23 protein-coding genes are annotated in these 26,046 nt (G+C 66.5%); 10 read left to right on the plus strand and 13 right to left on the minus strand.

What is annotated here, in order from left to right; all coding sequences use genetic code 11:
* Positions 1-39: 39 nt before the first annotated feature.
* From FFS09_RS20270 to FFS09_RS20280, 3 genes are all read right to left on the minus strand, one after another.
* Positions 40-1,278 carry a branched-chain amino acid ABC transporter substrate-binding protein gene (locus FFS09_RS20270; protein WP_137920717.1) on the minus strand — a complete coding sequence of 413 codons (1,239 nt, stop codon included), beginning with the start codon at positions 1,276-1,278 and terminating at the stop codon, positions 40-42.
* 115 nt (positions 1,279-1,393) lie between these two features.
* Entirely contained in the window at positions 1,394-3,037 is a 1,644-nt protein-coding gene (locus FFS09_RS20275; protein ID WP_137920746.1) for a 3-(methylthio)propionyl-CoA ligase, read from the minus strand.
* Between the two features lie 131 nt (positions 3,038-3,168).
* Entirely contained in the window at positions 3,169-4,899 is a 1,731-nt protein-coding gene (locus FFS09_RS20280; RefSeq protein ID WP_137920718.1) for a carboxylesterase/lipase family protein, read from the minus strand.
* Between the two features lie 171 nt (positions 4,900-5,070).
* Between FFS09_RS20280 and FFS09_RS20285 the strand changes: the two genes are divergently transcribed.
* The 5 genes from FFS09_RS20285 to FFS09_RS20305 are packed head-to-tail and all read left to right on the plus strand — an operon-like array spanning position 5,071 to position 10,015.
* Positions 5,071-6,102 carry an AraC family transcriptional regulator gene (locus FFS09_RS20285; protein WP_252374452.1) on the plus strand — a complete coding sequence of 344 codons (1,032 nt, stop codon included), beginning with the start codon at positions 5,071-5,073 and terminating at the stop codon, positions 6,100-6,102.
* A gap of 48 nt (positions 6,103-6,150) precedes the next feature.
* Complete coding sequence (locus tag FFS09_RS20290) at positions 6,151-7,638, plus strand: protein adenylyltransferase SelO (protein WP_137920719.1); 1,488 nt, start codon at positions 6,151-6,153, stop codon at positions 7,636-7,638.
* Positions 7,639-7,660: 22 nt separating this feature from the next.
* Positions 7,661-8,068 carry a peptide-methionine (R)-S-oxide reductase MsrB gene (gene msrB / locus FFS09_RS20295; protein WP_137920720.1) on the plus strand — a complete coding sequence of 136 codons (408 nt, stop codon included), beginning with the start codon at positions 7,661-7,663 and terminating at the stop codon, positions 8,066-8,068.
* Positions 8,069-8,075: 7 nt separating this feature from the next.
* Positions 8,076-8,996, plus strand: coding sequence for a cysteine synthase A (cysK, locus tag FFS09_RS20300; RefSeq protein WP_137920721.1), 921 nt, complete (start codon positions 8,076-8,078; stop codon positions 8,994-8,996).
* Positions 8,993-10,015: an LLM class flavin-dependent oxidoreductase gene (locus FFS09_RS20305; protein WP_137920722.1), complete on the plus strand. Its 1,023-nt coding sequence runs from the start codon at positions 8,993-8,995 to the stop codon at positions 10,013-10,015. The genes cysK and FFS09_RS20305 overlap by 4 nt, the downstream gene beginning before the upstream one ends.
* 21 nt (positions 10,016-10,036) lie before the next feature.
* On the opposite strand, the gene FFS09_RS20310 is transcribed toward FFS09_RS20305, so the two are convergent.
* Positions 10,037-11,050, minus strand: a complete 1,014-nt coding sequence (locus FFS09_RS20310; protein ID WP_137920723.1) for a YcjF family protein — start codon at positions 11,048-11,050, stop codon at positions 10,037-10,039.
* A gap of 142 nt (positions 11,051-11,192) precedes the next feature.
* On the opposite strand from FFS09_RS20310, the gene FFS09_RS20315 reads away from it, so the two are divergent.
* The 3 genes from FFS09_RS20315 to FFS09_RS20325 all read left to right on the plus strand — a co-directional run bounded on the left by FFS09_RS20315 (position 11,193) and on the right by FFS09_RS20325 (position 12,902).
* Positions 11,193-11,744 carry a septation protein A gene (locus FFS09_RS20315; RefSeq protein ID WP_137920724.1) on the plus strand — a complete coding sequence of 184 codons (552 nt, stop codon included), beginning with the start codon at positions 11,193-11,195 and terminating at the stop codon, positions 11,742-11,744.
* Positions 11,741-12,019, plus strand: coding sequence for a BolA family protein (locus FFS09_RS20320; protein ID WP_137920725.1), 279 nt, complete (start codon positions 11,741-11,743; stop codon positions 12,017-12,019). The genes FFS09_RS20315 and FFS09_RS20320 overlap by 4 nt, the downstream gene beginning before the upstream one ends.
* A gap of 103 nt (positions 12,020-12,122) precedes the next feature.
* Positions 12,123-12,902 carry a peptidylprolyl isomerase gene (locus FFS09_RS20325; protein WP_137920726.1) on the plus strand — a complete coding sequence of 260 codons (780 nt, stop codon included), beginning with the start codon at positions 12,123-12,125 and terminating at the stop codon, positions 12,900-12,902.
* Between the two features lie 63 nt (positions 12,903-12,965).
* Here FFS09_RS20325 and FFS09_RS20330 read toward each other — a convergent pair whose 3' ends face one another.
* From FFS09_RS20330 to FFS09_RS20340, 3 genes are read right to left on the minus strand one after another with little or no spacing between them, the layout of a single operon-like run.
* A complete protein-coding gene (locus FFS09_RS20330; RefSeq protein WP_137920727.1) occupies positions 12,966-13,712 on the minus strand; it encodes a heparan-alpha-glucosaminide N-acetyltransferase in 747 nt (248 codons plus the stop codon).
* A gap of 3 nt (positions 13,713-13,715) precedes the next feature.
* Positions 13,716-14,471, minus strand: a complete 756-nt coding sequence (locus FFS09_RS20335) for an alpha/beta fold hydrolase (RefSeq protein ID WP_137920728.1) — start codon at positions 14,469-14,471, stop codon at positions 13,716-13,718.
* Positions 14,472-14,531: 60 nt separating this feature from the next.
* Positions 14,532-15,461: a LysR substrate-binding domain-containing protein gene (locus tag FFS09_RS20340; RefSeq protein WP_354595885.1), complete on the minus strand. Its 930-nt coding sequence runs from the start codon at positions 15,459-15,461 to the stop codon at positions 14,532-14,534.
* 102 nt (positions 15,462-15,563) lie between these two features.
* Here FFS09_RS20340 and argH point away from each other — a divergent pair, with 102 nt between their 5' ends.
* Together argH and FFS09_RS20350 are read left to right on the plus strand one after the other, a co-directional pair.
* Entirely contained in the window at positions 15,564-17,069 is a 1,506-nt protein-coding gene (gene argH / locus FFS09_RS20345) for an argininosuccinate lyase (RefSeq protein WP_137920730.1), read from the plus strand.
* A 17-nt stretch (positions 17,070-17,086) separates the two neighbouring features.
* The gene (locus FFS09_RS20350) at positions 17,087-18,046 is read left to right on the plus strand and encodes a Bug family tripartite tricarboxylate transporter substrate binding protein (protein WP_137920731.1); all 960 of its coding nucleotides are present in this window, start codon (positions 17,087-17,089) and stop codon (positions 18,044-18,046) included.
* Between the two features lie 11 nt (positions 18,047-18,057).
* Here the strand turns inward: FFS09_RS20350 and FFS09_RS30905 are convergent, their stop codons facing one another.
* The 6 genes from FFS09_RS30905 to FFS09_RS20380 all read right to left on the minus strand — a co-directional run bounded on the left by FFS09_RS30905 (position 18,058) and on the right by FFS09_RS20380 (position 26,031).
* Positions 18,058-19,851: a toll/interleukin-1 receptor domain-containing protein gene (locus FFS09_RS30905; RefSeq protein WP_212745129.1), complete on the minus strand. Its 1,794-nt coding sequence runs from the start codon at positions 19,849-19,851 to the stop codon at positions 18,058-18,060.
* Positions 19,852-19,996: 145 nt separating this feature from the next.
* Complete coding sequence (locus FFS09_RS20360; protein ID WP_137920732.1) at positions 19,997-20,971, minus strand: DUF808 domain-containing protein; 975 nt, start codon at positions 20,969-20,971, stop codon at positions 19,997-19,999.
* A gap of 71 nt (positions 20,972-21,042) precedes the next feature.
* The gene (locus tag FFS09_RS20365; RefSeq protein WP_137920733.1) at positions 21,043-21,315 is read right to left on the minus strand and encodes a DUF2164 domain-containing protein; all 273 of its coding nucleotides are present in this window, start codon (positions 21,313-21,315) and stop codon (positions 21,043-21,045) included.
* Positions 21,316-21,339: 24 nt separating this feature from the next.
* Positions 21,340-25,350, minus strand: coding sequence for a phosphoribosylformylglycinamidine synthase (gene purL, locus FFS09_RS20370; protein WP_137920734.1), 4,011 nt, complete (start codon positions 25,348-25,350; stop codon positions 21,340-21,342).
* Between the two features lie 103 nt (positions 25,351-25,453).
* On the minus strand, positions 25,454-25,825 hold the full coding sequence (locus FFS09_RS20375; RefSeq protein WP_137920735.1) for a type II toxin-antitoxin system VapC family toxin: 372 nt from the start codon (positions 25,823-25,825) through the stop codon (positions 25,454-25,456).
* Positions 25,822-26,031, minus strand: a complete 210-nt coding sequence (locus FFS09_RS20380) for a type II toxin-antitoxin system VapB family antitoxin (protein ID WP_137920736.1) — start codon at positions 26,029-26,031, stop codon at positions 25,822-25,824. The genes FFS09_RS20375 and FFS09_RS20380 overlap by 4 nt, the downstream gene beginning before the upstream one ends.
* Between the last annotated feature and the right edge of the window lie 15 nt (positions 26,032-26,046).

Here is a 26,046-nt window from a genome sequence, read left to right on the forward strand (position 1 = left end):
ACGGCGACCCGCTCGGGCTCTGTTTCAGGCGCTGGCGACTCAGGACGCGGGGCGCTTCATTTCACAGCTGGTGGGCGTGCTGGACACATAGTTCGGGTACTCCGCCACCGGGGCCAGCGTCATGCCGGTTTTCTCCGGGTTGTACGGGTACTTCGCATCGGCCTTCTGCCACACCGACATGTACAGCGGCTGCTGCAGCTGGTGGTCGTTCTTGCGCATGGTCACTTCGCCGTTGAAGCTCTTGACCGTGAGGCCTTCCATGGCGGCCGCCACCTTCACCGGGTCGGTGGACTTGGCCTTGGCCATGGCCGCGCCGAGCATTTCGAAGATGCGGATGGTGGAGCCGGTGTAGAAGTCGTCGTTGTACTTGGCGTTGAACTCCTTCATCCACTTGTCCATCTGCCCACCCATGTTGTAGTGGTTGTAGGCGATCTGGTAGACGCGGCCCGCGCCGTTGGTGCCCAGCGCCGTGGGCGTGCCGGTGACGCCGGCGTAGTAGGTGAAGAACTTGCCGGTGTAGCCGTTTTCGTTCGCGGCCTTGATCAGCAGCGAGAGGTCTGAACCCCAGTTGCCGGTGATCACGGTGTCGGCGCCCGAGGCCTTGATCTTGGCGATGTAGGGCGCGAAGTCGCGCGTTTGGGCCAGCGGGTGCAGGTCTTCGCCGACCACCTGGATGTCCGGCCGCTTGCGCGCCAGGGCTTCCTTGCCGAACTTCACGACCTGGTGGCCGTGCGAGTAGTTCTGGTTCAGGAAGTAGACCTTCTTGATGTCGGGCTGCTTGGCCATGAAGCTGGCCATGGCTTCCATCTTCATCGAGGTGTCGGCGTCGAAGCGGAAGTGCCAGTAGCTGCACTTGCTGTTGGTCAGGTCCGGGTCCACGGCGGAGTCGTTGAGGTACAGCACTTCCTTGCCGGGGTTGCGCGCGTTGTGCTTCTCGACCGCGTCGGCCAGGGCCAGCGCTACCGACGAGCCGTTGCCCTGGATGATGTAGCGCGCGCCCTGGTCGATCGCGGCCTTGAGCGCGTTCAGACTTTCGGCGGGGCTGAGCTTGTTGTCGATCGGGGTGACTTCGAACTTCACGCCGGCCGGGTTGCCCTTGCCGCTGAACTTCTCGGCGAAGAACTGGTAGCCCTTGATCTGGCTCACGCCCACGGGGCCAAGCAGGCCGGTCAGGGGGTCGATCCGGATCATCTTGACGGTTTCACCCGCCTGGGCGAACGCTGCGCCGGTGGCTGCCAGCAGGGCGGCTGCGGCGACGAACTTCATGGTCAGTTTCATGTCTTGTCTCCTGGTTGACGAATCGAATGTGCGCAGCGTACGTGCATCGGGTGCGGCGCAGCGTAGGGGATTGCCCGGGAAGCTATCGCGCAGGCGACAAATTCCCGCGCAAAGCTCACAGGCCGGGCAACACGTAGTCCTTGAGCTGCTCGCGCAGCGTCATCTTCTGCATCTTGCCGGTGGCCCCGAGCGGGATCGCCTCGACGAACACCACGTCGTCGGGGATCTGCCATTTGGCGATCTTGCCCTCGTAGAAGGTCAGCAGCTCCTCGCGCGTGAGCTCGGTGCCAGGCTTCTTCACCACCACCACGATGGGACGTTCGTCCCATTTGGGGTGCCTCATGCCGACACAGGCCGCCATGGCCACCGAGGGGTGCGCCATGGCGATGTTTTCCACGTCGATCGAGCTGATCCATTCGCCCCCGGACTTGATCACGTCCTTGCTGCGGTCCGTGATCTGCATGAAGCCGTCGGCGTCGATGGTGGCCACGTCGCCGGTGGGGAACCAGCCCTGGCCCTGGGCGTCGTACTGCAGCGGGTCACCGCCCTCGCCTTTGAAGTAACTCGCGATGATCCAGGGGCCGCGCACCAGCAGGTCGCCATAGGTCTTGCCGTCCCAGGGCAGCTCTTCGCCGGCTGCGTTGACGATCTTCATGTCCACGCCGAAGATGCCGCGGCCTTGCTTGAGGCGCACCTTGAGCTGCTCTTCGGGCGACAGCGCGAGCTGCGCGTTCTTCAGCGTGCAGACCGTGCCCAGCGGCGACATTTCGGTCATGCCCCAGGCGTGCAGCACTTCCACACCGTACTGGTCGTTGAAGGCGCTGATCATGGCCGGTGGGCAGGCCGATCCGCCAATGATGGTGCGCTTGAGCGTGCTGAACTTGAGCTTGTTGGCCTGCAGGTGGCCCAGCAGCATCTGCCACACGGTGGGCACGCCCGCGGCCATGCTCACCTTCTCGGCTTCGATGAGTTCGTAGACCGACTTGCCGTCCAGTGCCGGGCCGGGGAACACCAGCTTGCAGCCGATGGCCGCCGCCGCGTACGGCAGGCCCCAGGCGTTGACGTGGAACATGGGCACCACCGGCAGCACGCTGTCGCGCGCCGAGAGGCACATGGCATCCGGCAGCGCCGCGCCGAACGCGTGCAACAAGGTGGAGCGGTGCGAGTACAGCGCGGCCTTCGGGTTGCCCGTGGTACCGCTCGTGTAGCACATGCTCGAGGCCGAGTTCTCGTCGAACGTGGGCCATTCGTAGGTGGTGGGCTGCTGGCCCATCCAGGCTTCGTAGCTCTGCAGGCCGGGGATGCCGCTGTCGGCGGGCAGCTTGTCGGCGTCGCACAGCGCGATCCAGTGTTTCACCGTCGGGCACTTGGCCGCCACGGCCTTCACCAGCGGCAGGAAGGTCATGTCGAAACACACGGCCCGGTCTTCGGCGTGGTTGACGATCCACACCAGTTGCTCGGGGTGCAGGCGCGGGTTGAGCGTGTGCAGCACGCGGCCGGTGCCGCTCACGCCGAAGTACAACTCGAGGTGGCGGTAGCCGTTCCAGGCCAGCGTGGCCACGCGGTCGCCCTGCGCCAGCCCCAGGCCGTCCAGCGCATGCGCCACCTGGCGCGAACGGCTGGCGATCTGGCCCCAGGTGCTGCGGTGGAGGTCGCCCTCCACGCGCCGGGACACGATTTCACCACCGGCGTGGTGCCGCTCCGCGTGCACGATCAGCGAGGAAATCAAAAGAGGTTGGCTCTGCATCTGGCCCAGCATGGGGATCTCCTGTCGATAGGGGTTGGTTGTGGCGGCCATCGTAGCCGTTTGCCCCCTGGGGGAAACGAGGGGTTCCACCTGTAGCAGCCCCTCGCTGTCCATTCCGTGACAACGTGTCGCCAGCACCTCGCTCATGGCACCACGCTGATCTGCGCGGCGGTCAACGACGCATTGAAGTGCAACTGCGCGGGCCAGGGCTGCCAAGTGGCGCCCAGCGTGGCGTGGTTCGGGTTGCCGGTGCGGGCGAAACTGCCCAGCGCGGCCATCATGCGGGCTGACAAGGCGAGGCGGCCGGGCCGGTTGGCGGTGCTGTTGTTGGCGTTGGCAAACACGGAGGGGCCGAAGTTGCCGAACAGGAACGGCAGGTCGAACGCATGCGCGGCGCCGTACACCGTGTTCCACGGCGCGGGCTGCTGCGCCCAGTCGAACTGGTAGTACCAGACCTCGGGCTGCTGCGCCTTGAGCGTGTTGAGCACGTTGTCGCGGCTGGGCGCCATGAAAGCGGCGGCCAATTGCGCGGTGCGGGCGGTCCAGCCGGTGCCCGCGGCGTTCGACGGCAGGTAGGCGGCGTCGATGATGTCGCCCTCGGTCAGCACGCTGGGCGCGTCGGGGTTGAAGGCGGCCATCATGTTGAAGCGGTCGGCGTCGTTGATCTTGAAGCCCGGCGGGCCACCGAACAGCGTGAGGAAGGGCGCGAAGAGCTTGCCCTCCTCGCCCGTGTTGCCGGCGAGCACCGGCACCTTGTTGTAGTGGCCCGCGGCCATGGCGGCGATCGGGTCGGTGGGTAGCACGCTGCCATCGGGAATCGGCCCGGAGCCCGTGAGGCCGTTGAGCAGCAAGGTGGTCAGGAGCGTGCCACCGGCCTTGCCGCGCAGGTAGTCGGCGATCTGGGTCGACGACTGCGTGGCAATGTAGGCCTGCGCGGTCACGAGGTCGACCGCCAGGCCATCGGCGATCAGCTGCCGGGCCAGCAAGCCGTTGCCCTGCGCCAGGTAGGTGCTGGCCGGGTTCAGCGTGGCGATGGTGCCCGGCGGCAGGTTGGTGGCCAGCGAGATACCGCCCGACAGCGGCACGATCTTGTGGAACAGGCCGGCAGCCAGCGGCGAGGCCATCAGTGCCCAGGCGTTGATGGCGCCGGCGGACTGACCCATCAGCGTCACGTTGCCCTTGTCGCCACCGAAGGCGGCGGCGTTCTGCCGCACGAACGTCAGGCCCTGCACGATGTCGAGCAGCGCGAAGTTGCCCGAGTCTTCGGCGTTGTTCGTGCCGGTCTTGAGCTGCGGCAGGTTCATGAAACCCAGCACACCGAGGCGGTAGTTCAGCGTCACCACCACCGCGTTGGCGCTGCGGGCCAGGGCTGCGCCGTCGTACACCGGGTCGGCGGTGTAGCCCGAGATGTTGCTGCCGCCGTAGACGAACACGATCACTGGCAGGCCGGTGGTGTCGCTCGCGGGGCGCCAGACGTTGAGCGTGAGGCAGTCTTCGCTGCCCACGGGCGTGTTGAGTGTGGTGGCAATGGTGGCGTCGTGGCGGTTGTTCGCGCCCGGGCCGTAGATGCGGCCGTTCTGCAGGCAGGCGTTGCCGAAGGCGGTGGTCTGACGTGTGCCGGTCCAGGCGTCGGGCACCACAGGCGCCTTCCAGCGCAGCGCACCAACCGGCGGCTTGGCGTAGGGGATGCCTTTCCAGGCGTAGGTGCCGCTGGTGCTGGCCTGGTTGCTGCCCTGCACGGTGCCATAGGCAATCTGACGCACCTCGGGTTTCGGTGCCTCGGGTGGCGCGCCATCGGAGCCGCCACATGCGGCAAGCAACATGCAGGCGGCGCCGACGCCCCAACCCACCCATATCGGTGTTCTCTTGATCATGTCTTGTCTCCTTGTTTCGGGGGTAAACAACAGCTTGCGCAGTGCCTTGAAATCCCGTTGAATCCGGTCCTCGTGTGCAGCGCAAACCGTTCGGGAAATTCTAGGAACGCAGGCCCCGATCACCGCTATCGCAACATGACCAATCGACTGACTTCACGACACCAACCCCGCATGAAACGGACCAGTTCCAGCACCTGGGTCAAGGGCATCGCCGACATGTTCGGATCGCAAGGCCTGGACGTGGCGCGCCTGTTCGAGACGGCCGGCATCGACATCGCGCGGTTGCAGAAACCCGATGCCCGCTTCGACCCCGAGGAGGTCAGCCGCCTGTGGGAACTCGCGGTGGTGTGGTCGGGCAATCCGGCGCTGGGCATGGACCGTGAACTCACCAGCCGCCACGTCAACTTCGACATGGTCGGCTACATCATGCTGGCCAGCCCGACGCTCAAGGCCGGCCTCAAGAACTTCGCCCGCTACCTGGCGGTGATCTCCGACGCCGCCACCTTCGAACTCGAGCCTCAGGGCCCGCAGCAATGCTGGCTGGTGCTGGGCCACATCGGCAACATGCGGCCGGTGCCGAGGCAGCGCCAGGAATACGGCCTGCTTGCGCTGTCCACCCTGTGCCGATGGATCACGCGGCGCGACGTGCAGCCGCGCGCCGCCGAGTTCATCTTCGCGGAGCCGGTGGACACCGCGCCCTACCTGCGCGCCTTCGGTTGCCCGGTGCGCTTCAACCAGCCCGCGACCCGCCTGTTGCTGGACAGCGTGGACCTGGACACGCCCCTGCCCTCCAGCGACCCGGTGCTGCTCGACATGCACCAGCGCTTGATCGAGGCGCGCCTGGTGCGGCTGGGCAACGCCAGCACCGCGCAACGCGTGAGCGAGGAAATCATCCACCGCCTGCACCTGGGCGAACCCCGGCGCGACGACGTGGCCAGCAGCCTGGCCATGGCCGACCGCACGCTGCAGCGCCGGCTGCACGACGAGAACACCAGCTTTCAGCAACTGCTCGATGACGCGCGGCGCGACCTGGCACAGAAGTACCTGGCCGAATCGCGCTACACGCTGGGCCAGGTAGCCGACCTGCTGGGCTTTGCCGACCAGAGCAACTTCTTTCGCGCCAACAAGCGCTGGTTCGGCGTGTCGCCCGGCCAGTACCGCAGCCGGCTGCAGGACGACGCGCCGGTCAGCGTGGCGTATTGATTGACCCTGCGCCCCGCCATGTCGGGGCCAATCGGGACAATGGCGGGCATGAACCGACCCGTTGACATGGCCGCTGGCCTGGACCTTGGCCTGCCCTGGCGCAACCGCTTCGCCGCATTGGGCGATGCCTTCTACACCCTGCGATCCCCCACCCCCCTGCCCTCACCCCAATGGGTCGGCACCAGCCCGGCCGTGGCCGATCTGCTGGGCCTGGACCGTTCGTGGCTCGCCTCGCCCGCCGCGCTCGACGCCTTCACCGGCAACCTGCCCATTGCCGGCACGCAGCCACTGGCCAGCGTCTACAGCGGCCACCAGTTCGGCCACTGGGCCGGCCAGCTGGGCGACGGCCGCGCCATTCTGCTGGGCGAGGTTCACACCGCCTCGGGCCCGCAGGAAGTGCAGCTCAAGGGCTCGGGCCTCACGCCTTACTCGCGCATGGGCGATGGCCGCGCAGTGCTGCGCAGCTCCATCCGCGAATTCCTGTGTAGCGAGGCCATGCACGCGCTGGGCATTCCCACCAGCCGCGCGCTGTGCGTGACGGGTTCGCCCGCGCCGGTGCGCCGCGAAGAGATCGAAACCGCGGCGGTCGTCACGCGCGTGGCGCCCAGCTTCATCCGCTTCGGCCACTTCGAGCATTTCTCGCACAACGGCCTGCACGGCGAACTGCGCCAGTTGGCCGACTTCGTCATCGACAGCTTCTACCCCGCCTGCCGCGACGCGCCTGGCAATCCGTATGCCGCCTTGCTCGAAGCCGTGAGCGCGCGCACCGCCGAAATGGTGGCGCAATGGCAGGCCGTGGGTTTCTGCCACGGCGTGATGAACACCGACAACATGAGCATCCTGGGCCTGACCATCGACTACGGTCCGTTCCAGTTTCTCGACGCCTTCAACCCCGGCCACATCTGCAACCACTCCGACACGGGTGGGCGCTACGCCTACAACCGCCAGCCCAACGTCGCCTACTGGAACCTGTTCGCGCTGGGCCAGGCGCTGCTGCCGCTGATGGACGACCAGCAGGACGCACTGGATGCGCTGGAGCCCTACAAGGCCCTGATGCCCGCCGGGCTGCAGCGGCGCATGAACGCCAAGCTGGGCCTGGCGCGTGTGGAGGACGGCGACGCTGCGCTCACCGACACCTTGATGAAACTCATGGCCTCCGATGCGGTGGACTTCACCATCTTCTGGCGCCGGCTGAGCCACGCGGTGAGCGGCCCGCTGGACGCCGTGCGCGACCTGTTCCTGCAACGCGAAGCCTTCGATGCCTGGGCCGCGCGGTGGCGCACTCGCCTCGGTGCACAACCCGCCTTCGACGCGGAAGCCACGCAAGCGCAGATGCTGCGCACCAACCCGCAGGTGGTGCTGCGCAACCACCTCGGTGAGCTCGCGATCCAGCGCGCCAAACAGGGCGATTTCAGCGAAGTCGCCCGGTTGCAAAACGCGCTGGAGCGCCCATTTGAGGAAGTCGCCGGTGAAGAAGACCTGGCCGCTTTCCCACCCGACTGGGCCAGTCACATCGAAATCAGCTGCTCGTCATGAGAAGAACACCGAAGGAGATCGCATGAACTTCCCCATCCAGAAAACCGAAGCCGAGTGGCGCGAGGTGCTCGCCGCCAAAGGCGCCGAGCCAGGCGCCTTCGACGTCACCCGCCACGCCCACACCGAGCGCCCCTACACCGGCCAATACGAACGCGTGTGGGCCGACGGCAGCTACCACTGCATCTGCTGCGGCAACAAGCTGTTCGACGCCGACACCAAGTTCGACGCCGGCTGCGGCTGGCCCAGCTTCTCGCAGGCGGTGCCGGGTTCGATCACCGAAATCACCGACCGCACGCACGGCATGGTGCGCGTGGAGACGGTGTGCAGCCAGTGCGGCGCGCACCTGGGCCATGTGTTCGAAGACGGTCCTCAGCCCACCGGCCTGCGCTACTGCATGAATTCCGCCTCGCTCGAACACCAACCCAAATAAGCACGACATGAAAGCCCGGAACATTCTCGACACCATCGGCAACACGCCCCACATCCGCCTGCAGAGCCTGTTTGGCGATGCGAGCCAGCAGGTGTGGATCAAGTCCGAGCGCAGCAACCCGGGCGGCTCCATCAAGGACCGCATCGCCCTGGCCATGGTGGAGGATGCCGAACGCTCCGGCGCGCTCACGCCGGGCGGCACCATCGTCGAGCCCACCTCGGGCAACACCGGCATTGGCCTGGCCATGGTGGCCGCGGTCAAGGGCTACAAGCTCATCCTCGTCATGCCCGACAGCATGTCGGTCGAGCGCCGCCGCCTGATGCTGGCCTATGGCGCCACGTTCGACCTGACGCCGCGCGAAAAGGGCATGAAGGGCTCGATCGCCCGCGCCGAGGAGATCGTCGCCGCGACGCCCGGCGCGTGGATGCCGCAGCAATTCAACAACCCGGCCAACGTGGACGTGCACGCGCGCACCACCGCCGAAGAAATCGCGGCCGACTTCCCCGATGGCATCGACGCGATCATCACGGGCGTGGGCACGGGTGGCCACATCACCGGCGTGGCGCGTGTGCTCAAGAAACGATGGCCCAAGCTCCAGGTGTTCGCGGTGGAGCCGACGGCATCGCCCGTCATCTCCGGCGGCGCGCCTGCGCCCCACCCCATCCAGGGCATCGGCGCGGGCTTCATTCCCAACAACCTGGACACCAGCCTGCTCGACGGTGTGATCCAGGTCGACGCCGAACCGGCGCGCGAGATGGCGCGCCGCTGCGCGCGCGAAGAAGGCATTCTGGTCGGCATCTCGTCGGGCGCCACGCTCGCGGCCATCGCGCAGAAGCTGCCGGAGTTGCCCACCAACGCCGTGGTGCTGGGCTTCAACTACGACACCGGCGAACGCTATCTTTCCATCGAAGGTTTTCTCCCCGCATGAAACAGCTCAAAGACATCCGCCTCTCCATGCTTGACCTGGTCGCGGTGCGCCAGGGCGGCACCGTGGCCGACGCGCTGGCGGTCGCCGTGCGCACCGCGCAGCACGCCGAATCGCTCGGTTTCACGCGCTACTGGCTGGCCGAGCACCACAACATGAGCGGCATCGCCAGCTCGGCAACCGCCGTGCTGATTGGTCACATCGCGGGCGCCACCCACACCATGCGCGTGGGCTCGGGCGGCGTCATGCTGCCCAACCACGCGCCCCTGGTGGTGGCCGAGGCTTTCGGCACGCTGGCCGAGCTGTACCCGGGCCGCATCGACCTGGGCCTGGGCCGCGCGCCGGGCACCGACCCGCACACCATGCGCGCGCTGCGGCGCGACCGTGTGGAAACCGAAGCCGATTTCCCGCGCGACGTGGCCGAACTGCAGCACCTGCTGGGCCCCGCCACGCCGGGCCAACGCCTGATCGCCAACCCCGGCGCCGGCACCAACGTGCCCATCTGGCTGCTGGGCTCAAGCCTCTTCTCGGCGCAACTGGCGGCCGAGCGCGGGCTGCCCTACGCATTCGCCTCGCACTTCGCACCGCGCCTGCTGCTGCAGGCGCTGGACGTCTACCGCACCCACTTCCAGCCCTCGGCCACGCTGGCCGAGCCGTATGCCGTGGTCGGCGTTCCGCTGATTGCCGCACCGACCGATGACGAGGCCGAGTTCCTGGCGAGCAGCACCTATCAGCGCGTGCTGGGCATCCTCACCGGCAAGCGCGGCCAGTTGCCGCCACCGGTCGACGGTTTCATGCAGGGCCTGCACGCCCAGGAACGGGCCGCCATCGCCGACTTCCTGGCCATCGCCGTGATCGGTGGGCCCGACACAGTGCGCGAAGGCCTGCAATCGCTGGCGCAAGCGACGCAGGCGGACGAGTTCATTCTCGTGAGCGACGTGTTCGACCCGGCGCTGCGCTTGCGCTCGATGACGATCACGGCCGAGGCGATGGCGGCACAAGCCAGCACGCAGACCGCCTGAGCGGCGCGCGCACCGCGGGGGCTACTGCCGGATCATCTGCATGATCTGGCCCGCATCCAGCGTGGCTGCCTTCTGCCGGATCTGTGGCAGGTACTGCGTCTGCATGTGTTTGGCCGGGCCGAGCAGGTCCTGAAAGGTCTGCTTGAGCAACTCGGTGCTCATCACCCGTCCGCCCGCGTAGTAGCGCTTGGCCACCTGGCCGAGTGCGTACGTGGTGGCAAACGAGAACGCCATGCCCGTGGCCGCACCGCCGATGCGGCCCACGGTGCGCCCGGCAGCTTTGCCGAGCAAACCACCCAACAGCTTGCGGCCGAACTGCTCCAGGTATTGCGAGGTCAGGCCCACGCCCACCGCCGCGATGAATTCGCGGATGTGGCCCTGGTCCAGCTCCACGCCGTGCGCCTTGCCAATGGCGTAGACCATCTTGACCTGCATTGGAATGATGGCCATGGAAGCCCAGGACTGCGGCAGCAACTCCAGAGCACCGTTGAGCAGCGCGTAGTTCAGGATCGACTTGTCCAGATCCACACCCGCAGCCACCGAAGCCGCGACCACCGGCGCCGAAGCCGTGCCTGGCCCCCTCTCCCTCTGGGAGAGGGTTGGGGTGAGGGCACCGCCAACCACGCCTCCGGATGAAACCGGCACAGCCAACTCCGCCGCATCCACGACGGCATCGGCTTCGCGCTCAAACGCCGCCGCCTCCCCCGCATCCAGCTTCAAGCGCCCCTTCAAATCTGCCAGAAAAGCAGTCTCGGCCGGGCTTTGCCGCCCATCCGCGTCGCACACGCACACCGCCATTTCGTACGCCAGTTGGCGGTGCCCCGCATCGGTCAGTCCGGCCACGGCATCGGCCAGCGAGACGCGTTTGAGCAGCACGTCCTGGTACAGGCGCGGCAAGGCAATACCACCCGCTTCGGGGTTGAGCGACTCGGCCAGCCCGCGAATGGCCTCGCGTTCGGCATCGGCCTTGTTGCCGTCGGCAAACGCCGCCAGCAAGGCGATGGTGAGGATGGACTGTTGTTCCTGGGCATTCATTCCGGGTGGTCTCCTTGAGTTGTGACAGCGATCGGGTTCGAGATCTCCATAGTGAGTGCCTTTCGCCGTGCAAGTTCCTTGCGCCGTGGGCGGCCAAAGCCCCGCCTAAGGAAGGCGCAAGGCCAAGCCCGATAATGGCGTGATGCGTTTTCTCATCGACTTTTTCCCCATCGCACTGTTCGTGCTGGCCTACAAGCTGGCCGACATCTACACCGCCACCGGCGTGTTGATGGTGGCCACCCTGCTGCAAACCGGCCTGATCTACGCCATCGACCGCAGGCTGCAGACGCTGCACAAGGTCACGCTGGTGCTGGTGCTGGTGTTTGGCGCGCTCACGCTGTTCCTGCAGGACGAGCGCTTCATCAAGTGGAAGCCCACGGTGCTCTATGCGAGCATGGCCATCGTGCTGGCCGCGGCGTTGTGGATCTGGAAGAAGAATTTCCTGCAGATCCTGCTGGGCACGCAGCTCAACCTGCCCACCCACATCTGGGCACGGCTCACGGTCGCCTGGGTCGGCTACTTCCTGTTCATGGCCGGCATCAACGCCTACGTGGCGGCCTACTATTCCACCGAAGACTGGGTCAACTTCAAACTCTGGGGCTATGTGTTCCCGGTGATCTTCATCGTCGGCCAGGGGCTGTACATCGCGCGTTATCTCAAGGACGACGACACGGTGGAGGAGAAGAAGCCATGAGCGAAGCTGCCGTCGTGCCCACCGCCGCCGCCATCGAAGCGCGTCTGCGCGAGACGCTCACACCCACGGTGCTCGAAGTGCTGGACGAAAGCGCTGCCCACGCCGGCCATGCGGGGGCCAACGGCCTGGGCTACGGCACCCACTTTCGCGTGCGCATCGGAGGCCCTGCGTTCGCCGGGCGCAGCCGCGTTGCACAGCACCGCCTTGTGTATGATGCGCTGCAAAAATTCACCGACGCCGGCCTGCACGCGCTGGCCATCGAGATCAAGAGCTGACAACGGTCTACCCCGTCCATCATCTCGCTACGTTCTGATACCTGTTCGCTGAAACCCTGCCCTTCGCGGCCGCTCCAATACTTTTTTCACCCCGAGGAACACCATGAAATTTCCCCTGACGGCCCTGACTGCGGCGGCCCTCATCACGGCAGCGCCCTGGGCTCTGGCCCAGAACGTGGCCATCGTCAACGGCAAGGCCGTGCCCACGGCACGGGTGGCGGTGCTGGAGCAGCAGATCGCTGCAACGGGCCGCCCGATAGACGACACCGTGCGCGCGCAGTTGAAGGAAGAAGTGGTGCTGCGCGAGATCTTCATCCAGGAAGCCGAGAAGCGCGGCGTCGCGGCCACCGAGGACTACAAGAACCAGATGGAACTGGCACGCCAGACCATCATGATCCGTTCGCTGTTCACCGAGTACCAGAAAACCAACCCGGTGACCGACGCCGACATCCAGGCCGAGTACGACAAGTTCGTCGCGGCCAACAGCGGCAAGGAATACCGCGCCCGTCACATCCTGGTGGAAAAGGAAGACCAGGCCAAGGCCATCATCGCCAGCCTGAAGAAAGGCGGCAAGTTCGAAGACATCGCCAAGAAGCAGTCCAAGGACCCAGGCTCCGGCGCCAACGGTGGCGACCTCGACTGGGCAGCGGCTGGCAGCTACGTGCCCGAGTTCTCCGAAGCCATGGTCAAGCTGAAAAAGGGCGAGCTCACGCAGACACCGGTGAAGTCCCAGTTCGGCTTCCACGTCATCCGCCTGGACGACGAGCGCACCGCGGTGATTCCCAAGCTGGAAGAACTCAAGCCGCAGATCGCGCAGCAGATGCAGCAGCAAAAGCTGGTGGAGTTCCAGAAGTCGCTGCGCGACAAGGCCAAGATCGAATAATCCCGACCCCTTCTCGACACGAAAAAGCGCGGCCAGTCCGCGCTTTTTTTATGTCCGCCGAGCTCAGAAGACCTGCACGCCCAGCCAGATCAATCCCATCATCACGGGCTGGTGCAGCAGGTAGTACAGCAGGCTCCACTGCCCCAGCGTGACCAGCCCGCGGCGCACACCCGTGGCCTGGGTATCGCTGGCACCCAGCCAGCGCGGTCGGTGCCGCAGCGCCCACTGGCCGGCGGCCATGCCCCACCACATCGCGGCCAGCCATGGCACCAGCGGCACATAGTCTTCGGTGATCGGCAGGCGGTTGATGAGGCCGAGCCAGTTGAGCGCGGTCATGTTGAGCACGTCCAGCGCGGGCCAGGCCGCCATGGCCCACGGCGGTGCAAACTTGAGCGCGATCACGAGCGCACCCAGCCACCACAACCACGGCCCCCAGCCAGCGGTGAGCCGCACGATGATGAGCATCACCGCAATGCCGTGCAGCACGCCGAAATACACAAAGCTGTTGGGAAAGACCAGCAGCGAGCTTGCGGTCACCAGCAACGCCGCGCCAGCCACCTGCAGCCAGCGCTTCCAGAAACGCGCCCAGCTCTGGCCGCGGTGCACCGCCACCGCTTGCGACAGGCCGGCGGTGAACAGGAACAGGCTGACGATGGCCACGCGCTGCCAGGTCCAGAACGGGTCCTGGTAGAAGTTCTCCCGGATCAGGCCGAAGAAATTCAGGTCGAAGCAGAAATGGAACGCGGTCATCCACAGCATGGCCGCTGCGCGCAGCAGGTCGATGCGGTCCAGGCGCGGCAGCTGTGCCATGTGTCAGGGCGTGGCAGCGCGGTGGATGCCGAGCAACATGTCCGCCAATTTGACGGGCTCGCTCACCATCGGATCGTGTCCGGTGGCGAGCTCCAGCACCTGCCAGCCCGGCTCGCTGCGCACGCGCTTGCGTGCCGGCGCGATGGTGGGCAGCGCGGGCGATGTGCAGTCGATGAAGGTGCGCGGCACGGCCGCCACGCGCGCGCCATCGAAGTCCAGCGGCTGCTGGTACAGGCGGAACGGCTGCGGCGTCTGGCGGCGGTTGACCCAGTCGCGGTCGGCGCCTTCGAGGCCGAACACCGAGGCGTCGGGCGGCGGAAAGCTCAAGCCGCCGCTGGGCTTGGAGGCGTCGATGCGCGCTTGCCGCGTTTCCTCGGACTGGTGGCTGCTCCAGCTGTCGCCCGGGTACGGCAAGGCCGCGTCCAGGTAGACCAGGTGCGACAGCATGCCGGGGTGCTCGCGCTGCAGGCGATCGGCCACGCCGGTCACCACCACGCCCGCGTAGCTGTGTCCCACCAGCACCACGCGCTTCAATTCTTCGGCTTCGATCAAGCCCATCACGTCCTGGATGTGCGTGTGCAGATCCACCGCCGGGCTCAGCAGGTGGGCGCGCTCGCCCACGCCGGTGAGCGTGACCGCGTGCGTCTCGACGCCCGCGCCGCGCAGCAAAGGCAGCACACGGCGCCAACACCATGCGCCGTGCCAGGCACCATGAACGAGTACAAACGCGGCCTTTGCGGCGTCGGGGCTTGGGGACATGGTCACTCTCCTGAACAAACATCGGGCGGTTTCTCCGCTGATTCTGCACGCTCGGGACGATCACCGGCCATACGACGACAGCGACTTTCTGACGACCACGATGAAGTCCTCGACCACCTTGGATCGTGGTTGATGCGCGGGCAGGATGAACGAGCACTCGAAAACGATCGCGGGTGCGAACGGACGGTAGACGATGCGCGGATCCGAGAAGTGCGCAGCGGTGAACGGATCGATCACCGCAAGCCCCAGTCCACCACACACGAAATTGCAGGCCGAGTAAGCCAGCGTGGTTTCCACTGGCCGGCGGTACGGCACACCGGCCGCTTGCAGCGCCGCGTCGAGCTGGATGCGCAGCGGGTTGTTCGGCCCGAGCGAAATGATGGCCTCGCCCTCCAGATCGGCCACCTTCACTTCATCCTGCCTGGCAAGCCGGTGATCGCGAGGCAATGCGCAAACCGCAGGTGTGCTGCGCAGGCGGTGAACCTCCACACCCGGATGGTCGGCGTTGATCTGGTGAACGAATCCCACATCGATCTGATTGGCCATCGCCAGCTCGATGACGCCCAAGGAGTTGCGCACATCGAGCGACACGCTGACGTCGGGCCGCGCCGCGGAAAACTGGTTCACGCAATCGCACAGCAGATTCAGCGAGAGTGTGGTCATCGAGGCTATTCGCAGCGTGCCGATGCGCGCGGTTCGCAGGTCCAGCGCCACCCGTTCGATCTGCTCGATGCCGCGGTAGAACAGATCGACCTCGCGGAACAGCCTCTGCGCCTCGGCTCCAGGGATCAGGCGGTTGCCTTCACGTTTGAACAGGCGAATGCCCAGCGACGCCTCCAGGTCCTTGATCAGTCGGCTCACGGCGGGCTGGCTCACCTGCAGGCGCTCGGCGGCCATCGTCATGCTGCCGGTGAGCATGACCTTGCGAAACGCATCCAGCTGTCTTGGTTGGAGTTCCATGGAGGGAAAAGGCAGCGTTAAACATAACATTTCATTATGCGCGTCCAACTTCTTGTGGAGTTGTATTGGGAGAAGGCCTGTTTCATCATTCCGCCATCGCCATCAACACGGGTGCTCAAGTCCCCAACCGCCATGTCCCATGAAGAAATCCTGCTCAGCGATGCGCGCCTGACATCACCGGCGGCGGCGCGTCAGCTGCAATACAGCGAAATGCCCCGGCTGCAAGGCGAGAAAAAGAAATTCAACGAGTTTCTCGCCGTGGATGTCGCCCACACCGTCATGCTCGTGGAGCAGAACATCATCAAGCCGGACGTGGGTCGGGCCATCCTGCAGCAGCTGCAGATCATCCGCGACATGGAGCCCGAAGACTTCCCGATCGATGCGCGCAAGGGAAGTTTCCTGCTGCAGATCGAGTCCCGTCTTTTCTCGACCATTGGCGAGGACATCGGCGGTCAGATGCACACGGGCCGCAGCCGCATCGACCAGGGCGCGACCGTGAGACGCCTTTACCAGCGCAATCGCATGCTCGACGTGATGGAGCGGCTCAACACCTTCCAGATCGCCGTGGCGGAGAGCGCTCGCACACATGCCCGCACCATGATGCCGGGATACACCCACATGCAGCAGGCGCAGCCCTGGGTCTTTGGCCACTATCTGCTGAGCTTCAGTTCGCGGCTGCACGACAGCTTTGAGCGCCTGACCCAGGCCTTCAACCGTGTGAACCGCAATCCCCTGGGCACCGTGGGTCTGGTGGGAACGTCGTGGAACCTGAACCGCCTGCGCACAACGCACCTGCTCGGATTCGATGGCCTGGTGGAAAACGCCAAGCTGGGCCGCGAGGCGTTTTACGCGGTCGACGCCCTCAGCGCGCTGTCGTTCGTGATGGCGGACCTGAACGATCTGGCCACCGATCTGCATGTCTGGTCGACGGCCGAATTTGGACTGGTCGAGTGCGATGACAGCTACTGCGGCACCAGCAGCATCTTCCCGCAGAAAAAGAACCCCACCGCGCTCGAAACCATCCGGCGCTCGGCCGGACCCTCCGTCGCGTGGGTGGCCACCGCGTTGGCCACGTTCCGGGGTGAAGGCACGGGCGACCAGGCCATGCGCGAAGCCCCCGTTCTGGACGATGCGCTGAACACCGTGGAAGGGATGCTGGACCTGTTCACCGGCGTGATGGAAACCCTCATCGTTCATGAAACCCGCATGGCCGACGCGCTGAGAAACAGCTGGGCCACCTCGAGCAACCTGGCGGACGTGATCGTTCGCGAACGTGGCCTTTCTTTCCGGCAGGTTCATCACATCGTGGCCCGCGTCGTGCGCAACAGCCTGGCGGCGTCGATGGCGCCGCACGAACTGACCGGCTCGATGGTCGATGAGGCCGCGCTGGAAACCGTGGGCAAGGCACTGGGTTTGTCAGACAACCTGGTGCAAGCGGCCCTGGACCCCCGCCAGTTCGTCGACACGCGCATCACCGATGGAAGCATTGGCCCGCGGCAGGTCGAGCGCCTTCTGGCACATGCCCAGGCGGAGCGAATGGCCGACCGGCGCTGGCTGGAAGAGAAGCGTGCAGCACTGCGGGCGGCGCAATCGGAACTGGATGGCGCTGTCGCGCAGATCGTCAACAAACCCCACTGACAGAGAGAGACATTCCCATGTACAAGCTCACCACCCTCCTCGCCTGCACGCTTGGCGTCTCCATGAGTGCCGTCGCGCAAACCTACCCCGCAAAGCCCATCACACTGGTCGTTCCGTTCGCGGCTGGCGGCACGGTGAACCTGATGGCCCGACTGATCGGACAGCGCCTGTCCGACGAGCTTCACCAACCGGTGGTCGTGGACAACAAGGCGGGAGCAGGAGGCACCATCGGCGCGGCGTTTGTCGCCAAGGCGCCCGCCGACGGCTATACGCTGCTGCTGTCCTCCATGGGGCAAGTGGTGCAGCCGCTGCTCTACAAGAAGCTGCCCTACGACGGTGCCAAGGCCTTCGTTTCCGTCGCGACCTTTGCCGCTGTGCCCAATGTGCTCGCGGTGTCCAACAGCACACCGGTCAAAACCGTCGCGGAACTCGTCAGCTACGCCAAGGCCCACCCGGGCAAAGTCAACATGGGCTCGGCGGGCGTGGGCTCCATGAACCACCTGTTGGGCGAAATGTTCGTCAACGGCGCCAAGGTGAATTTCACGCACGTGCCCTACAAGGGTGCCGCGCCGGCGACCACCGACCTGCAGGCGGGACAGATCGACGTGCTCTTCGCCAACCTGCCCAATGTGTTGCCATTCGCCCAGGCCGGCAAGGTGCGTCTGCTGGGCATCGCCGCCCACAAGCGCAGTCCCGAGATCCCCGATGTGCCGACATTTGCCGAAGGTGGCGTGAAGGACGTTGTGTTCGAGTCCTGGTACGGCATCATGGCGCCGGCCGCCACACCCGCACCTATCGTGAAGACTTTGCAGGACGCCGTGCTGAAGATCTCACGCGACAAGGCCTTCGGGGCGCAACTGGCAGAACAAGGAGCCCAACCCTTCCCCGGCACGTCGGCAGAGGCCGCCAAACTGATGGACACCGAATCCAGGCGCTGGGTGGAGATCTTGCGCCACACCAACATTCAGATGGACTGAACACACATGCGTCAACGGCGCGCGACCAGCTCGAACACGTCGCGCTCGCTCTCGGTGCCCGACGCACTCAGGATGCGCCGCTGCATCTTCACATAGCGCTTGGTGTCGGCCGCGTACCAGATCAGGTAGTGGATGCGCACCGGTTCGATGGCGGCCTGCGTCGGCCCACCCGTGGCGTGGCGGCTGCTCCACACCTCGACCTTGTGCGCCTGGAAACTGCCGGCCGGCACGGTCACGGTCTCCTGGCCGATCCGCTTGGCCTCCGAGTACCACTGGCCCCAGTTCGGTTCGATGTCCGGTGTGGCGAAACCGCGCATGGTCTCCATGCGGCCCATGTCGATGAAGGCCGCCAGGTAAGGGCTGAATTCGTTGCCGATGCCGGGCCAGCTCATGAACATGGGCCGTGAACCGGTCGAGCGGCGCGTGTCGTTGGCCAGGCCTTCGGCGCGCAATGCATCCGTGACCACGCCGTTGGCCACCGACTGCACCGCGATGACGATGCTGCGTTTCGGGCTGGTCGGCCATTTGCCGCTGGTGCGGTAGGTCCAGCTCTCACCCACGCGCGGCGCGCCGGTGCTGGCCTCGGCAGCCGGTCGCACGGGCTCGGGCGCGGGCCGCGCGGCTTCGGGCGAAGGCGTCGCGGCAGGCGCGGCAGGCGGGGCCACGGCGACCGGCCGCGGCGACACCGAGATCGATTTGCGCACCGTATCCACCGCGTTGCGCGCCGTGAGGGTGAAGGTGGTTTTTTCCGTAACGGCCACGGTCACGCAGTCCCGCACCAGCCGCTTCAACTCGCCCGGCTTGGGCGACAGCGTGAGGCTCTCGGCGTGGTTGACCAGGTAACACAGCCGCGCGCCGATCGGGTCGGGCTGCGCCTGGAACACGGGGATCGTGGGCTTGGGTGCGGGTGCAGGTTCGGGCGCGGGTGCAGCGGCTGGTGGTGCCTCAACCGCCGCGGCCGGCGGCGGCGGCACCCGGGCTGCCACGGCCGCCGCCGGGCGCGTGACGGTGGCGGGTGCGGCGGGCACCACAGGAGGTGTCGCCGCCGCGATCACCGTGGCCGGTGGCGAAGGGGCCACGGGTCCGGCCGCGCCACGGCCGTCGGGAGGCTTCTGCGCAGTCAACAAGGTCCCGGTGGTGGCCTGCGTCGAATCCTCCTGGTCGCGGTCGCCCCCCAGCCAGGCCCAGCCTCCCGCCACCCCGAGCAGCAGTACCGCCGCCGCGCCACCGACCAGGCGCCAGGAGCGCGTCACGGGGAGCGCCGTCTCTCTCTCGTCCTTCGGTTTGGCTTCCTGCGCGGCGGTGTCCACCAGCGGCTGTGGCATGGACTCGCGGGGCAAGGCCTGGGGCAGCATGCCTTCGAGCGCACGGATCAGCTCGGCGGTGGTGGCTTCCCATTGCTTGTGGCTGATCTCGATGGCCTGTCGGCGCGCCAGCGGCTTGAGGTCTTTGGGCAGCTCTTCGGCGCGCGGCATGAGCGCGCCGCCCACCAGCACGGGCACCACGCGAATGCCGCGTTTGAGCGCGGTGACGGTCTCCAGGCGGATGAAGTCGTGCGGGTCGTCGAGCCGACGTCGGCCCGCGGTGTCCTGGGTGGAGAGCCACTCGTCGCCGATGATGACGATGAGCACGTGGCAGGAGCTCACCGCCTCTTCGATGGCGGTGACGAAATCGGCGCCGAGCTCGATGCCCTCGACGTCCATGAACACGCGTTCGGCGCCGAAGCGGAGTGTCAGTCGGTCGTACAGGCGACCGGCGTAGCCTGCCGAGTCGTCGCGCCGGTAGCTGATGAAGATGCCTTCCATACCGCCCTCACCCCCTTCATGCCACGCCCATGGGGTGCGGGTTCGAGGCGTCCGGGGGCGCCGCAGACCGCGCGGGGTGGCCGGGCCATTCTAGGCGCGAGCCCCTGCGGATGCCATACCCGGATGGGGGAAAGCAGCGGCCCGCTCAGGCGGGCTTGGGCCCACCGCCGCGCAGGCGTTTGAAAAGGCTGATCACCAACAGCACGGTGCCGCCGGCCGCCAGGCCCGCCAGGCCGCCCGCCAGACTCGCGGTCAGAGAGCCGATCCAGCCCAGCGTGGCCGCAAATTCCTCGATGCCGTGGCCCAGTGCCGGAATGCCGTGCACCAGGATGCCCCCTCCCACCAGGAACATCGCCGCCGTGCCCAGCACCGAGAGGGTTTTCATGAGCCAGGGGGCCGTCGCGAGAATGCCGCGACCCAGCGCCTGCTTCCACGCCGACGCCTTTTGATTGAGATACAGGCCCAGGTCGTCCAGTTTGACGATGCCCGCCACCAGGCCATAGACCCCCAGGGTCATGATCAGCGAGATGCCCACCAGCACCGCCACGCGCATGCCCATGCTGGCGGCGGCCACGGTGCCGAGCGTGATGACGATGATTTCGGCGGAGAGGATGAAATCGGTGCGCACGGCGCCCTTGATCTTGTCCTTCTCCAGGGCCACCAGGTCGACGTTCTCATTGGCCAGGGCTTCGACCAGTTGTTCGCGGTGCGCCTGGTCTTCAGCCTTGTGCGGCCCGAAGGCATGCCACAGCTTTTCCGCCCCTTCGAAGCACAGGAACAGGCCGCCCAACATGAGCAGCGGCGTGATCGCCCAGGGCGCGAACGCACTGATGAGCAAGGCCGTGGGCACCAGGATCGCCTTGTTGATGAACGAGCCCTTGGCCACGGCCCACACCACAGGCAACTCGCGATCGGCCTTCACACCCGTGACCTGCTGCGCGTTGAGCGCGAGGTCATCGCCCAGCACGCCCGCCGTTTTTTTGGTGGCCAGCTTGGTCAAGACGGCGACGTCATCGGCCACGGCGGCGCTTTTTCGCGCGGCCACCTTGGTCATCAACGCGACGTCATCGAGGATGGTGGCGATGTCGTCGATCAGCGCGAGCAGACTGGTTCCGGCCATGGTGCGTGTTCTCTCGGGTTGGGAGGGTTGTTGGCCGCCACTCTAACGCCTGCCGCCGAGCGCGAAGGCCTTCACCGGCCCTTGCCGGCCTTCTCGCGCTTGCGCCAATACGTGAAGGCGTCCTCGTGCACCTCGATGTCGAGTTCCGACACGCGCATTTGCAGGCGCTCCTGCACTTCGGCCACCGCTTGGTTGTAGACCACCGGGCCGATCTCTTCGAGGAAGAAGCCCAGCAGGCCACCGGCGGCGATGTTGCCGATGCGCTCGTCCATGTTCGCGTCGAAGTAACGCTGGATCGAGGCGATCGCCTGGTCGCGCGCGTCCTTGGGAATCTCGATGGCCATGCGGTGGTCTCCTGGCTTGTGCGATCAGCCGACCCAGCGGCGCGCGTTGTGCCACAACTGCATCCACGCGCTGAAGGCGGCCGGGTCCTGGTCGGTCCAGCTCATCTGGATGTTGCGGAACACGCGCTCGGGGTGCGGCATCATGGCCGTGAAGCGGCCGTCGGCGGTGGTCACGGCCGTGAGGCCGCCCGGGCTGCCGTTCGGGTTGAACGGGTAGGCCTCGGTGGCCGCGCCGGTGTTGTCGGTGAAGCGCATCGCGGCAATGGCCTTCGACGCATCGCCCCGGTGGTGGAAGTTGGCGTAGCCCTCGCCATGCGCCACCGCGATCGGCAAGCGGCTGCCGGCCATGCCCTGCAGGAACAGGCTGGGCGATTCGAGCACCTCCACCATCGACAGGCGCGCTTCGAAGCGTTCGCTCTGGTTGGTGGTGAAGCGCGGCCAGGCCTGGGCACCGGGGATGATGTCGGCCAGCTCGGCAAACATCTGGCAGCCGTTGCACACCCCCAGGCCGAAGGTGTCGTTGCGGCCGAAGAAGGCCTTGAACTGCCCGGACAGCGTGGGGTTGAAGGTGATGCTGCGCGCCCAGCCGATGCCCGCGCCCAGCGTGTCGCCGTAGCTGAAGCCCCCGCAGGCGACCACGCCCTTGAAGTCTTCGAGCTTCGCGCGACCGGTCTGCAGGTCGGTCATGTGCACGTCGAAGGCCTCGAAACCGGCTTGCGTGAAGGCGTAGGCCATTTCCACGTGCGAGTTCACGCCTTGTTCGCGCAGGATCGCGACCTTGGGGCGGGTGAGGTTCAAGGCGGGAGCGCTGAGGCCCTCGCCCTTGCCTTGTGGAAGGAAGACATGCAGACCCGGATCGGCCGGCTGTCCTGCGGCCGCGTGCTCGGCATCGGCGCAGATCGGGTTGTCGCGCTGCTGGTTGATCTTCCAGCTCACGCTGTCCCAGACCTGCTGCAGGTCGAACAGGCTGGCCGAGAACACGGCCTTGGTGTCGCGCCAGACCTGCAGCTGGCCTTTGCCCGCGTCGATGGTGGAAGACGCAGGGCGGGTCTTGCCGACGACGTGGCTGTGCTTGCTCAGGCCGTGCTCGCGCAGGGTCTGCATCACCGCGTTGCGGTCTTCGGTGCGCACCTGCAGCAGCACGCCCAGCTCTTCGCTGAACAGCGCCTTGAGCGTGAGTTCTTCGCGCCGTGCGCTGACCTGGCTGGCCCAGTTCTTGGCGTCGCCCATTTCGCCGCGGCTGTCGCTGATGCCGTCGCCTTCGGTGACGAGCATGTCGACGTTGAGCGCCACACCCACGTGGCCGGCGAAAGCCATTTCGGCGGCAGCCGCCAGAAGGCCGCCGTCGCTGCGGTCGTGGTAGGCCAGGATCTGGCCTTGCGCGCGCAGGGCGTTGACCGCGTTGACCAGGCTCACCAGGTCCTGCGCATCGTCCAGATCGGGCGCCTCGCCACCACCCTGCCCCAGCACCTGGGCCAGCACGCTTCCGCCCATGCGGAAGCGGCCCTTGCCGAGGTCGATGAGCACGAGGGTGGTGTCGTCGAGCTGGTTGTTCAGTTGCGGCGTGAGCGTGCCGCGCACATCGGCCAGCGTGGCGAAGGCGCTCACGATCAGGCTCACCGGCGAGGTGATTTTCTTCGTCTCGCCGCCCTCTTTCCACTGCGTGCGCATGGACAGGCTGTCCTTGCCCACGGGAATGGAAATGCCCAGCGCGGGGCACAGCTCCATGCCCACGGCCTTCACGGTCTCGTACAGCGCGGCGTCTTCGCCCGGTTCGCCGCAGGCGGCCATCCAGTTGGCGGAGAGCTTCACGCGCGGCAGCTCGATGGGGGCGGCCAACAGGTTGGTGATGGCCTCGGCCACCGCCATGCGGCCCGAGGCGGCGGCGTCAAGCGCGGCCAGCGGCGTGCGCTCGCCCATGCTCATGGCTTCACCCGCAAAGCCCTTGAAATCGGCCAGGGTCACGGCGCAATCGGCCACCGGCACCTGCCAGGGGCCGACCATCTGGTCGCGGTGCGAGAGGCCGCCGACGGTGCGGTCGCCGATGGTGATGAGGAAGCGCTTGGAGGCGACGGTGGGGTTGCTCAGCACGTCGATCACGGCCTTTTGCAGGTCCACGCCGGTGAGGTCCAGTGGCGCTGGTGCGCGGGCCACGGTCTTCACGTCGCGGTGCATCTTGGGTGGTTTGCCGAGCAGCACGTTCATCGGCATGTCGACCGGGCTTTGCGCGCCCGCGTCCGCCAGAACCAGTTGGCGTTCTTCCGTCGCCACACCGATCACGGCGAAGGGGCAGCGCTCGCGCTCACAGAAGCCTTTGAACACGGCCAGCGACTCCGGCGCGATCGCCAGCACATAGCGCTCCTGGCTCTCGTTGCACCAGATTTCCTTGGGCGCGAGACCGCTTTCTTCCAGCGGCACGGCGCGCAGGTCAAAGCGCGCACCGCGACCTGCGTCGTTGGTCAATTCGGGAAACGCGTTGGACAAACCACCCGCGCCCACGTCGTGGATCGCGAGGATCGGGTTGTCCGCGCCTTGCTGCCAGCAGTGGTTGATGACCTCCTGCGCACGGCGCTCGATCTCGGGGTTGCCACGCTGCACGGAGTCGAAGTCTAGCGAGGCGGCGTTGGTGCCGGTCGCCATGGAACTGGCCGCGCTGCCGCCCATGCCGATCTTCATGCCCGGGCCGCCGAGCTGGATCAGCAGCGAACCGGCGGGGAACTCGATCTTCTTCGTCTGCTCGGCGTCGATCACGCCAACACCGCCGGCGATCATGATGGGCTTGTGGTACCCACGCTGCACACCGTCCACCGCCAGTTCGTATTCGCGGAAGTAGCCCAGCAGGTTGGGCCGGCCGAATTCGTTGTTGAAGGCCGCGCCGCCCAGGGGGCCCTCGGTCATGATCTGCAGCGGGCTGGCGATGTGCTCGGGCTTGCCGCCCGCCTGGTCGCTCAAACCACCCCAAAGCTTGCCGACGGTGAAGCCGGTGAGGCCCGCCTTGGGCTTGGAACCGCGGCCGGTGGCGCCCTCGTCGCGGATCTCGCCACCCGCGCCGGTGGAGGCGCCCGGGAACGGGGAAATCGCCGTCGGGTGGTTGTGGGTTTCCACCTTCATCAGCACGTGGTGGGTCGCCGTTTCCGCGCCGTAGGCCGGCGAGGCATCACCGCCGGCACGCGCCACGAAACGCTCGACCACGCTGCCTTCCATGATGGAGGCGTTGTCCGAGTAGGCGACCACCGTGTGCTGCGGCGCCAACTGGTGGGTGTTGCGAATCATGCCGAACAGGCTCTTGTCCTGCGCCACGCCGTCGATGGTGAACTGCGCGTTGAAGATCTTGTGGCGGCAGTGCTCGCTGTTGGCCTGCGCGAACATCATCAGTTCGACGTCGGTCGGGTTGCGCTTCAAGCCGTTGAAGGCGTTCACGAGGTAGTCGATCTCGTCGTCGGCCAGGGCCAGGCCCCAGTCGGTGTTCGCGCGCTCCAGCGCACCGCGCCCACCACCGAGCACGTCCACCTGCTCCATCGGCGTGGGGTGCAGTTCGGTGAACAGGGCTTGCGCCTGGCTGCGGTCGAGCGACACGCTTTCGGTCATGCGGTCGTGCAGCAGATCGGCCACGGCGCGCAACTGCTCTTCCGACAGGCTGCCCTTCTTGCCCAGCAGGCCGGACTTGAGGCCCACGCGGAACTCCACCAGGCGTTCCACGCGGTGCAGCGCCAGGCCGCAGTTGTGGGCGATGTCGGTCGCCTTGGACGCCCAGGGCGAGACCGTGCCCAGGCGCGGCATCACCAGCAAAGCCGGTGCGCCAGCCGCTTCCAGCTGGTCGTGGGCCGCCGTGCTGGGCTCGCCGTAGGTCAACAGTTCGCCCACGCGCTGCAGCGCGGTCGCGTCCGGCTCGCCGTCGAAGCACGCCAGGTGCACGAAGCGGGCCGAGAGGCTGGTGATCTTGTCGGAGATGCCCGCGAGACGGGGCAGGATTTGCTGGACTTTGAAGTCGCTGACGGCATTGCCGCCTTCAAAAAAGCGCAGGTGCAGGGACACTTTGAGCCTGAGGTGCGTTGACCCGAAGGGACGGGTGGGAAAACCCGCGATTTTACCCGGCGGCCATCGGCCAAGTCTGCCGATGAAAGTGTTCAAACAGGTGTCAATGCGCCACCTCGTGGGCCAGCCCCAACCGCTGGCACGCGGCCAGCAGACGTCTGTCCCGCGTCCAGACTTGCGCGCCTGCCGTGAGCCGGGCAGAGGCCAGAAGGTGAGCGTCAACCCAACCAATGCCCAGTCCATGCAGGGCATGTCGCGCGACAAAATGCAAGACCTCATCGTCGCGGGCCTGCGTCGCCTGCGGCAACGCCTGCAGGGCCTCCAGCACAGTGGTCCGTTGGCGCATGCTGCCCAGTGCCAGTTCGCCCGTCACGAGCGGATGTCCCAACACGTCGCCCTGGTTGAGCCTTTGTACGAGCCGGGCATCGCCACTGCGCAAGTGGTCGATCCACACGGAGGTGTCCACCAGGATCACGCTTTGTCTGCCCGCTCCGTCGTCCGCCGGCGCGGCACGTCCACCAGGGCGGGCTCGGTTCCGCCCAGCAACGCAAGGCGTTTGGCACTTTCGCGCTGAATCAAGGCACGCAAGGCCTCGCGAACGAGGGAGGACTTTTCGAGCTGACCGGTCAACTGTTGCGCCTGTGCCAAGAGGTCATCGTCCAATGCGAGCGTGGTGCGCATGTGGCTATCTCCAGC

The sequence above is a fragment of the Hydrogenophaga sp. 2FB genome (genome assembly GCF_005503365.1).
Lineage (GTDB): Bacteria > Pseudomonadota > Gammaproteobacteria > Burkholderiales > Burkholderiaceae_C > Hydrogenophaga.

Bases quoted from the DNA above. Each gene is read 5' to 3' on its own strand.
- FFS09_RS20270 (WP_137920717.1), bottom strand. From the start codon at position 1,278: ATGAAACTGACCATGAAGTTCGTCGCCGCAGCCGCCCTGCTGGCAGCC.
- FFS09_RS20275 (WP_137920746.1), bottom strand. From the start codon at position 3,037: ATGCTGGGCCAGATGCAGAGCCAACCTCTTTTGATTTCCTCGCTGATC.
- FFS09_RS20280 (WP_137920718.1), bottom strand. From the start codon at position 4,899: ATGATCAAGAGAACACCGATATGGGTGGGTTGGGGCGTCGGCGCCGCC.
- FFS09_RS20285 (WP_252374452.1), top strand. From the start codon at position 5,071: ATGAAACGGACCAGTTCCAGCACCTGGGTCAAGGGCATCGCCGACATG.
- FFS09_RS20290 (WP_137920719.1), top strand. From the start codon at position 6,151: ATGAACCGACCCGTTGACATGGCCGCTGGCCTGGACCTTGGCCTGCCC.
- msrB (WP_137920720.1), top strand. From the start codon at position 7,661: ATGAACTTCCCCATCCAGAAAACCGAAGCCGAGTGGCGCGAGGTGCTC.
- cysK (WP_137920721.1), top strand. From the start codon at position 8,076: ATGAAAGCCCGGAACATTCTCGACACCATCGGCAACACGCCCCACATC.
- FFS09_RS20305 (WP_137920722.1), top strand. From the start codon at position 8,993: ATGAAACAGCTCAAAGACATCCGCCTCTCCATGCTTGACCTGGTCGCG.
- FFS09_RS20310 (WP_137920723.1), bottom strand. From the start codon at position 11,050: ATGAATGCCCAGGAACAACAGTCCATCCTCACCATCGCCTTGCTGGCG.
- FFS09_RS20315 (WP_137920724.1), top strand. From the start codon at position 11,193: ATGCGTTTTCTCATCGACTTTTTCCCCATCGCACTGTTCGTGCTGGCC.
- FFS09_RS20320 (WP_137920725.1), top strand. From the start codon at position 11,741: ATGAGCGAAGCTGCCGTCGTGCCCACCGCCGCCGCCATCGAAGCGCGT.
- FFS09_RS20325 (WP_137920726.1), top strand. From the start codon at position 12,123: ATGAAATTTCCCCTGACGGCCCTGACTGCGGCGGCCCTCATCACGGCA.
- FFS09_RS20330 (WP_137920727.1), bottom strand. From the start codon at position 13,712: ATGGCACAGCTGCCGCGCCTGGACCGCATCGACCTGCTGCGCGCAGCG.
- FFS09_RS20335 (WP_137920728.1), bottom strand. From the start codon at position 14,471: ATGTCCCCAAGCCCCGACGCCGCAAAGGCCGCGTTTGTACTCGTTCAT.
- FFS09_RS20340 (WP_354595885.1), bottom strand. From the start codon at position 15,461: ATGTTATGTTTAACGCTGCCTTTTCCCTCCATGGAACTCCAACCAAGA.
- argH (WP_137920730.1), top strand. From the start codon at position 15,564: ATGTCCCATGAAGAAATCCTGCTCAGCGATGCGCGCCTGACATCACCG.
- FFS09_RS20350 (WP_137920731.1), top strand. From the start codon at position 17,087: ATGTACAAGCTCACCACCCTCCTCGCCTGCACGCTTGGCGTCTCCATG.
- FFS09_RS30905 (WP_212745129.1), bottom strand. From the start codon at position 19,851: ATGGAAGGCATCTTCATCAGCTACCGGCGCGACGACTCGGCAGGCTAC.
- FFS09_RS20360 (WP_137920732.1), bottom strand. From the start codon at position 20,971: ATGGCCGGAACCAGTCTGCTCGCGCTGATCGACGACATCGCCACCATC.
- FFS09_RS20365 (WP_137920733.1), bottom strand. From the start codon at position 21,315: ATGGCCATCGAGATTCCCAAGGACGCGCGCGACCAGGCGATCGCCTCG.
- FFS09_RS20380 (WP_137920736.1), bottom strand. From the start codon at position 26,031: ATGCGCACCACGCTCGCATTGGACGATGACCTCTTGGCACAGGCGCAA.